The 12453-nt window shown below is 72.4% G+C and carries 11 protein-coding genes and 1 pseudogene; 6 read left to right on the top strand and 6 right to left on the bottom strand.

Going from position 1 to position 12453, the window contains the following annotated elements; translation table 11 throughout:
* A pseudogene (locus tag AOK23_RS39100) lies at positions 1–271 on the bottom strand (chitinase); the annotation flags it as partial.
* A gap of 391 nt (positions 272–662) precedes the next feature.
* Between AOK23_RS39100 and AOK23_RS39095 the strand changes: the two are divergent.
* Positions 663–1835, top strand: coding sequence for an acyl-CoA dehydrogenase family protein (locus tag AOK23_RS39095; protein WP_055717205.1), 1173 nt, complete (start codon positions 663–665; stop codon positions 1833–1835).
* A 544-nt stretch (positions 1836–2379) separates the two neighbouring features.
* Here the strand turns inward: AOK23_RS39095 and AOK23_RS39085 are convergent.
* On the bottom strand, positions 2380–2805 hold the full coding sequence (locus AOK23_RS39085; protein ID WP_055542148.1) for a hypothetical protein: 426 nt from the start codon (positions 2803–2805) through the stop codon (positions 2380–2382).
* Between the two features lie 268 nt (positions 2806–3073).
* On the opposite strand from AOK23_RS39085, the gene AOK23_RS39080 reads away from it, so the two are divergent.
* The 4 genes from AOK23_RS39080 to fxsA all read left to right on the top strand — a co-directional run bounded on the left by AOK23_RS39080 (position 3074) and on the right by fxsA (position 7280).
* The gene (locus tag AOK23_RS39080; protein ID WP_033532524.1) at positions 3074–3514 is read left to right on the top strand and encodes an Lrp/AsnC family transcriptional regulator; all 441 of its coding nucleotides are present in this window, start codon (positions 3074–3076) and stop codon (positions 3512–3514) included.
* A gap of 70 nt (positions 3515–3584) precedes the next feature.
* Positions 3585–5189: an amidohydrolase gene (locus AOK23_RS39075; RefSeq protein WP_055717203.1), complete on the top strand. Its 1605-nt coding sequence runs from the start codon at positions 3585–3587 to the stop codon at positions 5187–5189.
* Positions 5190–5821: 632 nt separating this feature from the next.
* Positions 5822–6637: a polyprenol monophosphomannose synthase gene (locus AOK23_RS39070; RefSeq protein ID WP_055717202.1), complete on the top strand. Its 816-nt coding sequence runs from the start codon at positions 5822–5824 to the stop codon at positions 6635–6637.
* Positions 6638–6683: 46 nt separating this feature from the next.
* Entirely contained in the window at positions 6684–7280 is a 597-nt protein-coding gene (gene fxsA, locus AOK23_RS39065; RefSeq protein WP_055717201.1) for an FxsA family membrane protein, read from the top strand.
* A gap of 98 nt (positions 7281–7378) precedes the next feature.
* On the opposite strand, the gene AOK23_RS39060 is transcribed toward fxsA, so the two are convergent.
* From AOK23_RS39060 to yczE, 4 genes are all read right to left on the bottom strand, one after another.
* Positions 7379–7753: an RNA polymerase-binding protein RbpA gene (locus AOK23_RS39060; protein WP_003977404.1), complete on the bottom strand. Its 375-nt coding sequence runs from the start codon at positions 7751–7753 to the stop codon at positions 7379–7381.
* Between the two features lie 266 nt (positions 7754–8019).
* On the bottom strand, positions 8020–9375 hold the full coding sequence (locus AOK23_RS39055; RefSeq protein WP_055717200.1) for an MFS transporter: 1356 nt from the start codon (positions 9373–9375) through the stop codon (positions 8020–8022).
* Positions 9376–9416: 41 nt separating this feature from the next.
* Complete coding sequence (locus AOK23_RS39050; RefSeq protein ID WP_055717199.1) at positions 9417–10184, bottom strand: glycerophosphodiester phosphodiesterase family protein; 768 nt, start codon at positions 10182–10184, stop codon at positions 9417–9419.
* The gene (yczE, locus tag AOK23_RS39045) at positions 10181–10831 is read right to left on the bottom strand and encodes a membrane protein YczE (protein ID WP_055717198.1); all 651 of its coding nucleotides are present in this window, start codon (positions 10829–10831) and stop codon (positions 10181–10183) included. Before yczE ends, AOK23_RS39050 begins: the two co-directional genes overlap by 4 nt.
* A gap of 101 nt (positions 10832–10932) precedes the next feature.
* Here yczE and yczR point away from each other — a divergent pair.
* The coding region (yczR, locus tag AOK23_RS39040) for a MocR-like transcription factor YczR (RefSeq protein WP_063791484.1) at positions 10933–12453 on the top strand (1521 nt) is incomplete at its 3' end.

The following is a 12453-nucleotide window of genomic DNA, read 5'->3' as shown; positions in this document are numbered from 1 at the left end:
TGCCGAAGGCGTAGTTGATGTGGGTGAGCCGGTCCGCCGAACCGGACGTCTCGATGTTCTTGTCGTAGTACTGGCGGCCGTAGATGCCCCAGTCGATGAAGTAGCCGACGACCTTGGAGCCGGGGGCCGCCTGCCGTGCGGCCGCACCGGCCGCCGTCTCGTCGGCGGACGCGGGGCCCGCGCCGGCCAGGAGTCCCGCGCCGAGGGCGGCGCAACACGCGGTGGAGAGCAGCGCCCGGGATCGGGTGCGGGGGTGGGAGGGTCGGAGCATGGGGTCTCCTCGTGAGGGAGCGGGGAGTGAGCGGGGGAGGAAAGCCGACCTGCTGGTGCCGCGCCGGGGCGCCGCCTCGCGCGGCTGCGGGGCCGCTGCTTGGCATGGACGCGATGGCGCGTTGCCGGAACAGTAGAAGGACTAGACCAATCGGTCAATGGTTTGGACCAATTGACTTCGGCGACTCGCTCCTCCACCTTTCTTCTAATTAGCGGTCGTTAACTGGTGACTCGATGCCGCCGATCGGGCATACTCCAAGCGCCACAGCCGCTGACCAGCACACTTCCGAGATCCGGAGGGGCAGCATCGGCCGCGGCCCGTAAGACCCGGCGGGGCCACCCCATCCCTGGTGTGCGCCGCCGCAGTGCCCGACAGGGAGGAGAGCGTCGCCATGCCCGACCGCGCCCCGCAGCCGGTGGACCGTCAACTGCCCACGGAAGAGGCCCGGGATCTGATCTCGCTCGTCCGTGAGATCGCGCAGCGGGAGATCGCCCCGTACGCGGCCGAGGAGGAGGACGCCGGTCGCTTCCCGCGCGAACTCTTCGGCCTGCTTTCGGAGTCGGGACTGCTCGGCCTGCCGTACGACTCCGAGCACGGCGGTGGCGACCAGCCGTACGAGGTCTATCTGCAGGTCCTGGAGGAGCTCGCCGCGGCCCGTCTCACCGTCGGTCTCGGTGTGAGCGTCCACTCCCTCGCCTGCCACGCCCTCGCCACCTACGGCGCCAAGGAGCAGCAGGTCGAGCACCTCCCGGCGATGCTCGGCGGCGGCCTGCTCGGCGCCTACTGCCTCTCCGAGCCCTCGTCGGGTTCGGACGCCGCGTCCCTGCGGACCAAGGCGGTGCGGGACGGCGACGACTGGGTGATCACCGGCACCAAGGCCTGGATCACGCACGGCGGGATCGCCGACTTCTACACGGTCATGGCCCGTACCGGCGGCGAGGGCTCACGCGGTATCACGGCCTTCCTGGTGCCCGGCGACGCCGAGGGGCTGAGCGGGGCGGCACCCGAGAAGAAGATGGGCATGAAGGGCTCGCCCACCGCGCAGGTCCATTTCGACGGGGTGCGCGTCCCCGACAGTCGGCGCCTCGGCGAGGAGGGTCAGGGTTTCGCGATCGCCCTGTCCGCGCTGGACTCCGGGCGGCTCGGCATCGCGGCGTGCGCGATCGGCGTGGCCCAGGCCGCACTGGACGAGGCGGTCACCTACGCGACGTCCCGCCGGCAGTTCGGGCGCCCGATCGCGGACTTCCAGGGGCTGCGCTTCATGCTCGCCGACATGGCGACCCGGATAGAGGCGGGCCGCGCGCTGTATCTCTCCGCCGCCCGGCTGCGGGACGCGGGCCGGCCGTTCTCCAAGCAGGCGGCCATGGCGAAGCTGCTGTGCACCGACAGCGCGATGCAGGTGACCACGGACGCCGTGCAGATCCTCGGCGGATACGGCTACACGGCCGACTTCCCGGCCGAGCGCTATATGCGCGAGGCCAAGGTGCTGCAGATCGTCGAGGGCACCAATCAGATCCAGCGCATGGTCATCGCCCGCCACCTCGCGGGTCCCGAGTCACGCTGAACGAATTGACGAAGTCGACGGGGGAGCCGTCGAAGGGCCCGTGGAAGCCGAGCGCCGAGCTGCCGAACGAGCTGCTCGTGGCGAACGGGTCCCTGGCGGCGCCGAACTGACCGAGGCTGCTCGGGGGCGTCGTCAGCCGCACCCACTCCGGGTCATGACGCCCCGGCAGGGTGCGACCCCCGTCGGCCCACGTCCGCATCAGGGCCCGGTAGATGGGCGGATCCTGCGGGGAGGCCGCCCCCTGGGGAACCGATTCTGCCGGGGCCGGGACGAAGATGTGGTGGCGACGTCCGGCCACCGGGTACGTAGGGGTCATACCGGGTCAACGCGACGACCGGCGCGGCGGTCACCGCTCAGGTGAATCGTGCCTGCGTTCGCGACCGCCCCGGTCGGCATGGCGTGCGCACCCCCGTGCGTCGGACGCACCGGACCCGCACCACGGCGGCCTGGAGGACACCATGGCGCGGGCGACCACGACAGAAGGTCTCAGGGGCGGTCACGACGGCGGGAGGCCGCGGACACGGAGGGCCGAACGGCCCGTGGATCAGGCGGCCTGGCGCCGCGTCATCGGCACACGCATCGGGCGCGAACCCGGGCCGCCGACGTGCGAGAAAGGCTGCGTCCGCCAGTCGAGCCCCTGCGGGAGCGTCAACAGGAGGGCGGTGTCCTGCTCCTGCGGCTCCACCGACTCGTCCGCGGACCGGGCGTCGGTGGCCGCACGGCCCGTACCGGCACAGACCGTGAGCCCGAACGGGTTCCACGGCGACACGACCTGTGCGTGCTCCGGCAGGGCGTCCTCGTCGGACAGCAGGGCGATGGGCTGAGCGCAGTCCGGGCAGATGACCCGGTACATCTCGAAGGTGTCGTACGCGTCGAACTCGTCGTCCGGTTCGACGCCCTCCGGCTCGGGCTCGATGACCGACTGGAGGCGCTTGGGCGCGGTACGACCAGGGCGCTTAAGACTCTGCATGGGATTCTCCCCCTCGGGCTGGGCCGTTCGGGCACTGCGGCCTCGACCACAGCAAGCACTTCCCGTCCCGTGTTGGCGGTAATCACGAGATCATCACGAAGCCTGTTCGAGCGCTGTGGCCTTCGTCACATGCCGCTCGCAGATGCCCCGCCCACCGGCCCGATCGCCCCGACGGCCCGCGGCGGGCCCCCGGTCACATCACGAACCGGTCATGACCTGCGCCGCTGAGGTATCCGAGGAGATCAACCGCACTGTAGGTTCTTGCGCCATGGAGGAGCTGGACCGACAGATCGTGCAGCTGCTCGTCGCGGACGGGCGGATGAGCTACACCGACCTGGGCAAGGCCACGGGCCTGTCCACGTCGGCCGTGCATCAGCGCGTGCGCCGACTCGAGCAGCGCGGTGTCATCCGGGGCTATGCCGCGGTCGTGGACCCGGAGGCCGTCGGGCTGCCCATGACCGCGTTCATCTCGGTGAAACCGTTCGACCCCAGCGCCCCCGACGACATCGCGGAACGCCTCGCCGGTGTGCCCGAGATCGAGGCCTGCCACAGCGTCGCCGGCGACGAGAACTACATCCTGAAGGTCCGCGTCGCCACCCCCCACGAGCTGGAGGAGCTGCTGGCCCGGCTGCGCTCCCTCGCGGGCGTCTCCACCCGCACGACGGTGGTGCTGTCCACCCCGTACGAGGCCAGGCCGCCCAGGATCTGACCCCGGGGGCGACAGCCGCCGACCCGGGCCCAGTGCGGCCGCGCCGGCGGCAGGCGCGAGACTGTCCCCCATGAGTGAACGCACCCCCTCGTCGGAAACCGTGTTGCTGCGCGGAGGAGAGGTCCACAGCCCCGCCGACCCGTTCGCCACCGCGATGGTCGTCGAACACGGACAGATCGCCTGGGTCGGGTCCGAGGGCGCCGCCGACGCATTCGCCGAGGGCGTCGACGAGGTGATCGACCTCGAAGGCGCCCTGGTCACCCCGGCGTTCACCGACGCCCATGTGCACACCACCTCCACCGGTCTCGCGCTCACCGGCCTCGACCTCTCGGCCGCCCCCTCCCTGGAGGCCGCACTCGTTCTCGTCCGGGAATTCGCCACCGCCCGCCCGGCCGACCGCGTCCTGCTGGGCCACGGTTGGGACGCCGCGCGCTGGCCCGGCGGCCGTCCCCCGACCCGCGCCGAACTCGACGAGGCCACCGGCGGACGCCCGCTGTACCTGAGCCGTATCGACGTCCACTCGGCGGTCGCCACCACGGCCCTGCTGGACCTCGTCCCGGGCGCCGACCGCTTCGACGACGGCCCGCTCACCCGTGACGCCCACCACGCCGTACGGGCCACCGCCCTCGGCGCCATCACCCCCGCCCAGCGCACCGAGGCCCAGCGCGCGGCCCTCGCCCGCGCCGCCTCCCTCGGCATCGGCTCGGTCCACGAGTGCGCGGGCCCGGAGATCTCCTCCGAGGACGACTTCACGGGGCTGCTGCGGCTCGCCGCCGAGGAGCCGGGCCCCCGGGTCGTCGGCTACTGGGCCGAGCGGGACGTCGCCAAGGCGCAGGCCCTCGGGGCCGTCGGCGCCGCGGGCGACCTCTTCGTAGACGGTGCCCTCGGCTCGCACACGGCGTGCCTGCACGAGCCGTACGCCGACGCACCGCACACCGGCACCGCGTACCTCGACGCCGACGCCGTCGCCGCCCATGTGGTCGCGTGCACCGAGGCGGGCCTCCAGGCAGGCTTCCACGCCATCGGGGACGCCGCCGTGACCTCCGTGGTCGACGGAGTCCGGGCGGCCGCGGAGAAGGTCGGCCTGCCCCGTGTGCGGGCCGCCCGCCATCGCGTCGAGCACGCGGAGATGCTCACCCCGGACGCGGTCGCCGCCTTCGCCGAACTCGGCCTCACCGCCTCCGTGCAGCCCGCCTTCGACGCGCTGTGGGGCGGCGAGGAGGGCATGTACGCCCAGCGCCTGGGCGCCGAGCGCGCCCGTGCCCTCAACCCGTTCGCGGCCCTCCTGCGGGCCGGGGTGCCGCTCGCCTTCGGTTCCGACAGCCCGGTCACCCCCCTGGACCCGTGGGGCACGGTCCGTGCGGCGGCCTTCCACCGCACGCCGGAGCACCGTGTGTCCGTGCGCGCGGCGTTCACGGCCCACACGCGGGGTGGCTGGCGGGCCGTCGGACGGGACGACGCGGGCGTCCTCGTCCCGGGCGCCCCCGCCGACTACGCGGTCTGGCGCACCGGCGAACTGGTCGTCCAGGCCCCCGACGACCGGGTCGCCCGCTGGTCCACCGACCCCCGTTCCGGCACCCCCGGCCTGCCCGATCTCAGCCCCGGCACCGACCTGCCCGTCTGTCTGCGGACCGTCGTGGCCGGACGCACGGTCTTCGTACGGCCGGGCGAGTGATCTCCACCGCGGGCGGGGGAGAGGCCAGGACCCGCCCCGCCGCCGTGCGACCTGCGCATCCTCCGCGCTCACCAGGCCACATACGGAAAACCCGCAGGTCAGGCGGCAGTTGACAGCGGGCGGCGGGCGGCCGGTAGGTTCGGCCGGGTCCACCACCGGACGTCCGACCGAGGAGCTTTCGCGCGGTCGTCGAAGCGCCGCTGGGTCAGGGGTGGTGCGCCGCACCGGCGCACCACCGCTGGCAGCCAGGCCCAGGGTTCGCGCTCGGCGAGGGAACGTTCCGGCCCGGTCGGGTAGATGGGGCCCGGCGGCTCAGTAGACAACGGCTTTCGGTCGACCCGCAGCCAGCGGGTCCCAGGTCGGCCCGAAGGGCACCGGGCCCCCATCCGCCGCGGCGGACGGCACCCGGCTCCGCGACCGGAGGGCGCACCCGGCTCCCCGACCGGCGAGAGGCCGGCCCCGGTCCGTTCCGCGTCGGTCGCCACCGCGTTCTGTCCCGGCGTACACGCCACGCGGGGCGTGCTCCCGCACACCCCCTGTCGAATCGACACCCCTCTGGACAGGAGGCGACACTCCGGCGCAGGCCGCGGCCACTATGGTGGACCCCTGCGTACGGACTTGAAGGGGCAGCAGTGAACGACGGCGACGGGACCCTCGCGGCAGCAGGCCAGGAGAGGCGCTTCGGCCCGCTCGGCACGGCCTTGGTGATCATTCCGACCTACAACGAGGCGGAGAACATCAAGACCATCGTCGGCCGGGTGCGCAAGGCTGTTCCCGAGGCGCACGTCCTGGTGGCCGACGACAACAGCCCCGACGGCACCGGGAAGCTCGCCGACGAACTGGCCGCCGAGGACGACCAGGTCCAGGTGTTGCACCGCAAGGGCAAGGAAGGACTCGGCGCCGCGTACCTCGCGGGCTTCCGCTGGGGCATGGAGCACGGCTACGGCGTCCTGATCGAGATGGACGCGGACGGTTCGCACCAGCCCGAGGAACTGCCCCGGCTGCTGACCGCGCTCAAGGGCGCCGACCTCGTCCTCGGGTCCCGGTGGGTGCCGGGCGGGCGCGTGGTGAACTGGCCCAAGTCCCGCGAGTTCATCTCCCGCGGCGGCAGCCTCTACTCCCGGGTCCTGCTCGACGTCCCCGTCCGCGACGTGACCGGCGGCTACCGCGCGTTCCGTCGGGAGACCCTCGAAGGGCTCGGCCTCGACGAGGTCGCCTCCCAGGGCTACTGCTTCCAGGTCGACCTCGCCCGCCGGGCGATCAAGGCCGGCTACCACGTCGTCGAGGTGCCCATCACCTTCGTCGAGCGCGAGCTGGGCGACTCCAAGATGAGCCGCGACATCCTCGTCGAGGCGCTGTGGCGGGTCACCGCCTGGGGCGTGGGTGAACGGGTCGGCAAGGTCCTCGGCCGCGACAGCAGGAGCGCGGACCCGGACGGGAAGAGCTGATCGTTCCCTTATCCCGTCCTGAGACGGCGGCAGGCACACTGGGAGCATGACGACTGGCGCTTCGACCCCGACGTACCCCGCCCGGCCTCGGCGCTCCCGGCTGCGCACGTTCCTGCCCCTGGGGATCGCCGCGTGGCTCGTGCTGGAGATCTGGCTGCTCACGGTGGTCGCGGGCGCGGCCGGTGGGCTCGCGGTGATCGTGCTGCTGGTCGCCGGGTTCCTCGCCGGGTCCGCGGTGGTCAAGCGGGCCGGGCGGCGGGCGTTCCGGTCGCTGACCGAGACGCTGCAACAGCAGCAGCAGCAGGCCGGCGGCGGCGCCGCGTCGGGGGTCGAGGCCGGCAAGAACGAGGGCAACGGCTTCCTGATGCTGGGCGGGCTGCTGCTGATGCTGCCGGGTATCGTCTCGGACGTGGTCGGGCTGGTGCTCTTGGTGCCGCCGGTGCAGAAGGCGCTGGGGCGGTACACGGAGCGCACCTTCGAGCGGAAGCTGCGCGAGGCGGGAGCCGGAGGGCTCGGGGACGCGTACACCCAGGCGCGGATCCACCGGCCCGACGGCAAGGTCGTCCCGGGCGAGGTCATCAGGGACGGGGCGCCGGGCAGTGCCGACGAGCCGAGGGACGCGCGGCCGCCACTGGGGTACTGAGGGTTCAGGGAGCGCACGAAGACCGCGGGCGCCGTACGTGATGTACGGCGCCCGCGGTCTTCTGTCGCTCTGGGTCTGCCGCCCAGCCCCCGCAGGGGCTACGCGGACTTGCGGCTGTCTCGCGGATGGACCGCGATGTTCATCGCGCCGGAGCGGAGAACGGCCAGGCGCTCCTCGAGGACCTCTTCGAGTTCCTCGCGGGTGCGCCGCTCCATCAGCATGTCCCAATGCGTACGCGCGGGCTTGGCCTTCTTCTCCTCGGGGCCGTCGCCGTCCACGAGGAGTGCCTGGGCCCCACAGACCTTGCACTCCCACTCCGGCGGGATCTCCGCCTCCACCGAGAAGGGCATCTCGAAGCGGTGCCCCTTCTCGCATGCGTACTCCACGGCCTGGCGCGGAGCCAAGTCGATGCCGCGGTCCGTCTCGTAGCTGGTCACCACGAGGCGCGTGCCGCGAAGAGCTCGCTCACTCATGAATCGTGCCTCCCGGGCTTGTCGCCCACAGGACAGGTGTCGCTGTCGTCGTCATCCGGTCAACGTCCGGTCGGCGGTAAAGATTCCCGTTCCGTGTCCCGTTCCGGGTCATGCGTCGCCGTCGTAGCCGCCCTTGTTGTACCCACCGGCGCCCGGTTTGTCACATCTGACAGCAGATGTCACCCAGCGTTTCGGCATCTTTGACGCGCAGTAACGGTACGCCTGGCAGGCCAAACGCGTACACTACAGCCCTTTCGCTCCTGGTGCTAAATCCTCTCGGGAACGGGATTGCCCGCGTCGCCGATCGCCCGGCGCACCGGAACCCTCGCGAGCAGGGCGAATCCGAGCACGAAGAAGAGGACCAGCGAGATGATCGCGTCCCGATAACTTCCGGTCAGCTGGTAGGTGACACCGAACAGCAGCGGGCCGAGCCAGCTCATCCCGCGGTCGCTCATCTCGTACGCCGAGAAGTACTCGGCCTCCTTGCCGGGCGGGACGAGGTGGGAGAAGAGGGACCGGGACAGGGCCTGGCTGCCGCCGAGGACCAGACCGATACCGGCGGCCAGGACGAAGAACCAGACGGGTGCCCCCGCCGGGAGGAAGTAGCCGACGGAGAGGATCAGCGTCCAGGCGACCAGGGAGCCGAGGATCGTCCGCTTGGCGCCGTAGCGGCGGGCCAGCCGGCCCATGCCGAGGGCGCCGCACACCGCGAGCACCTGCACCAGCAGCACCGCCACGATCAGCGTGGACTGCCCGAGGTCGAGTTCCTCGGAGCCGTAGACCGACGCCTGTGAGATCACCGTCTGGATGCCGTCGTTGTAGATCAGGTACGCCAGGAGGAAGGCGAGCGTCAGGGGGTGGCGGCGCATGTCCCGGACGGTCGCCGCCAGCTGGCGCAGCCCCGGCGCGGTGGCCTCCCCGGTGTCCGCCAACGGCTTGCGGCGGTCCCGCAGCCGGCGCAGCGGGATCAGGGCGAAGGCGCCCCACCACAGGCCGGCCGAGGCCAGACAGATACGGACGGCCATGCCCTCCGAGAGACCGAAGCTGTCGTGCGAGGTGAAGAGGATCAGGTTCGCGACGAGGACCAGGGAGCCCGACGCGTAGCCGAAGGCCCAGCCCCGGGAGGAGACGGCGTCGCGTTCCTCGGGCGGCGCGATCTGGGGGAGGTAGGAGTTGTAGAGCATCATCGCGACGGACTGCGCCGCGTTCGCGACGACGAGGAGCACGCCGCCGAGGAGATAGCGGTCGCCGTCCAGGAAGAACATGCCGGCCGTCGCGGCGGCGCCCAGATAGGCGGCCGCTCCCAGGAGGGGCTTCTTGCGGCCGGTGCGGTCGGCGGCGGCGCCCACCAGAGGCATGATCACCACGGCGACGATCACCGACAGGGAGACCGAGTACGCGAAGAACGAGCCGGCGCGGACCGGGATGCCCAGCGGATGGACGTAACCGTCCGGGTCGGCGGCGGACTTGGCGACCTCGGTCAGATAGGGGCCGAGGAACACGGTCAGGACGCTGGTCGAGTAGACGGAACAGGCCCAGTCGTAGAAGTACCAGCCGCGCTGTTCGCGTCGCCGGTCCGCGGCCTCGTCGGCCTCGTCCGTCCGCACGGTGTCGGTGCCCACCCGTGCCCCCTCGCTTCCCCGGGAAGGGCCGCGCGACGGCCTCAGACCCAGGTCCCCCGGTCTTCGAGCACCTTGCGCAGCGTGTCGATGTGATCGGTCATGATGCCATCGACGCCGAGGTCGAGGAGACGGTGCATACGTTGCGGTTCGTTCACGGTCCACACATGGACCTGGAGCCCGCGGGCATGGGCGGCCCGCACGAACCGGTGGTCGACGACCGGCACCCCCGACTGCGACTGAGGCACCTGCGCGGCGACCGCCGAGCGGCGCAGCGGGGCGGGGATCCCCCACGAGCGCAGCCGCAGCCCGAGGACGCCGCCGATGCCGTAGGAGGTGGCCAGGCGGGGACCGGCCAGGCGCTGGGCCCTGGCCACGCGCGGCTCGGAGAAGGAGCCGACGCAGACACGGTCCCAGGAGTCGGTGCGGGCGATCAGGTTGAGCAGGGGGTGGAGCGCCGACTCCGCCTTGACGTCCACGTTCCAGCGGACGTCGGGGAAGGTCTCCAGGAGTTCCTCGAAGAGGGGGACCGGTTCGACGCCCGCCACGCGCGCGTGCCCCACCTCCTGCCACGGCAGGTCCGCTATCCGGCCCGCCCCGTCGGTCACCCGGTCCAGGGTGGCGTCGTGGAAGGCGACGAGCTTGCCGTCGAGCGTGGCGTGCACGTCGGTCTCGAGGTACCGGTAGCCCGACTCCACCGCGCGCCGGAACTGGGCCGTGGTGTTCTCCAGGCCGTCCGCCGCCCCACCCCGGTGGGCGAAGGCGATCGGGCCCGGATGGTCGAGGTAGGGGTGGCGTATCAGGGCGGTCACCCGGGAAGTATGGCCCGCTCCGATGGACCGGTGGCAACGACCGTGCTGCCGGATGCCGAGGGGACGGCGAACACGCGCAGGAACAGCTGGGCGAGCGGGCCGATGGAGACGGCGTACAGGAGGGTGCCGACGCCGACCGTGCCGCCGAGGACGAAGCCGGTCGCGACCACCGTCAGTTCGATGCCCGTGCGGACGAGACGGATCGACAGGCCGGTCACCCGGTTCAGGCCGGTCATCAGGCCGTCGCGGGGGCCCGGGCCGAAGCGGGCGGCGATGTAGAGGCCGGTCGCGGCGCCGTTCAGGACGATCCCGACGACCATCAGGGCGATGCGGGCCGCCCAGGTGCGGGCGTCCGGGGTCAGGGCGAGCGTCGCGTCCATGGCGGCGCCGATCACCAGGACGTTGGAGACCGTGCCGAGGCCGGGGCGCTGGCGCAGCGGGATCCACAGCAGCAGGATGGCGGCGCCCACCAGGGTGAGGACGACGCCCATCGACAGTCCGGTCCGCTCGGAGAGCCCCTGGTGGAGCACGTTCCAGGGCTCCAGCCCCAGACCCGACCGGACGAGGAGCGCCGAGCTCACGCCGTAGAGGGCGAGACCGACGTAGAGCTGAAGCAGGCGCCGCGTGAGATGCCCGGGTGCGGACACGAGATGTCCCCCTTGTTGGTGGTAGTGGCCTGTCGCATGTCACCCTGTGGCTTGAGGAGTGATGTGCTCCATGGCCAATTCGGGGAAGGTGGACTGGAAACGTGTCTCAGTGGACTTCCGCGGTCGGGGCCGCGCAGCTCGCTCGCATGCTCAACTCCCAGCAGGACCGCCCCAGTGGGCCCGGCAGCAAGCGCCCGCCCGCCTACCGCGCCCTCGCCGACGGCGTACGGCTGCTGGTTCTTGAGGGGCGCGTGCCGGTGGCGGCCCGGCTGCCCGCCGAGCGGGAGCTGGCGCTCGCGCTCTCCGTCTCCCGTACGACCGTCGCGGCGGCCTACGAGGCGTTGCGCACGGAGGGGTTCCTGGAGTCCCGGCGCGGGGCGGGCAGCTGGACCGCCGTACCGGCCGGGAAGCCGCTGCCGGCGCGCGGTCTGGAGCCGCTGCCCCCGGAGGCGCTCGGCTCGATGATCGACCTGGGGTGCGCGGCGCTGCCCGCGCCCGAGCCCTGGCTGACCCGGGCCGTGCAGGGCGCCTTGGAGGAGCTTCCGCCGTACGCGCACACGCACGGCGACTATCCGGCCGGGCTGCCCGCGCTCCGCTCGATGCTCGCCGACCGGTACACCGCCCGCGGTATCCCGACGATGCCCGAGCAGATCATGGTGACGACGGGCGCCATGGGCGCCATGGACGCCATCTGCCACCTCTTCGCGGGGCGCGGCGAACGGATCGCCGTGGAGTCGCCCTCGTACGCCAACATCCTCCAGTTGATGCGGGAGGCCGGTGCCCGGCTGGTGCCGGTCGCGATGGCCGAGGGGCTCGCCGGGTGGGACATGGACCGCTGGCGGCAGGTGCTGCGGGAGGCGGCGCCGCGGCTCGCGTATGTCGTCGCCGACTTCCACAATCCGACGGGGGCGCTCGCCGACGAGGACCGGCGGCGGGGGCTCGTCGACGCGGCCCGGGCCGCGGGGACGGTGCTGGTCGTGGACGAGACCATGGCCGAGCTGTACCTCGACGAGGGGGTGGAGATGCCCCGGCCGGTCTGCGCGTTCGATCCGGCGGGCTCCACGGTGATCACGGTCGGTTCGGCCAGCAAGGCGTTCTGGGCGGGCATGCGGATCGGGTGGGTGCGGGCCGCGCCCGAGGTGATCCGCAGCCTCGTGGCGGCGCGGGCGTACGCGGATCTGGGGACGCCGGTGCTGGAGCAGCTGGCCGTGAACTGGCTGATGGGTTCCGGGGGCTGGGAGCAGGCCGTCGGGATGCGGCGGGAACAGGCCCGGGAGAACCGGGACGCGCTCGTGGCCGCCGTGCGCAGGGAGCTGCCGGACTGGGAGTTCACCGAGCCGCGGGGCGGGCTGACGCTGTGGGTCCGCACCGGGGGTCTGTCCGGGTCGCGGCTCGCGGAGGTGGGGGAGCGGGTCGGCGTCCGGGTGCCGTCCGGGCCGCGGTTCGGGGTCGACGGGGCGTTCGAGGGATATGTGCGGCTGCCGTTCACCGTGGGCGGGGCGGTCGCGGAGGAGGCGGCGACCCGCTTGGCCGCGGCCGCGCGGCTGGTGCGGAGCGGGGCGTCCGGGGGGAACGAGGGGCCGCGGACGTTCGTGCCCCCTCACGCCACGAACGTCCGCGGC

The organism is Streptomyces torulosus (genome assembly GCF_001419765.1).
Classification (GTDB): Bacteria; Actinomycetota; Actinomycetes; order Streptomycetales; family Streptomycetaceae; genus Streptomyces; species Streptomyces torulosus.
Note: the sequence above shows the minus strand (reverse complement) of the source record. Positions and strands in the feature narration are given on the sequence as shown.

Coding starts and splice junctions, on each gene's coding strand:
- AOK23_RS39095 (WP_055717205.1), top strand. CDS start 663: ATGCCCGACCGCGCCCCGCAGCCGGTGGACCGTCAACTGCCCACGGAA.
- AOK23_RS39085 (WP_055542148.1), bottom strand. CDS start 2,805: ATGCAGAGTCTTAAGCGCCCTGGTCGTACCGCGCCCAAGCGCCTCCAG.
- AOK23_RS39080 (WP_033532524.1), top strand. CDS start 3,074: ATGGAGGAGCTGGACCGACAGATCGTGCAGCTGCTCGTCGCGGACGGG.
- AOK23_RS39075 (WP_055717203.1), top strand. CDS start 3,585: ATGAGTGAACGCACCCCCTCGTCGGAAACCGTGTTGCTGCGCGGAGGA.
- fxsA (WP_055717201.1), top strand. CDS start 6,684: ATGACGACTGGCGCTTCGACCCCGACGTACCCCGCCCGGCCTCGGCGC.
- AOK23_RS39060 (WP_003977404.1), bottom strand. CDS start 7,753: ATGAGTGAGCGAGCTCTTCGCGGCACGCGCCTCGTGGTGACCAGCTAC.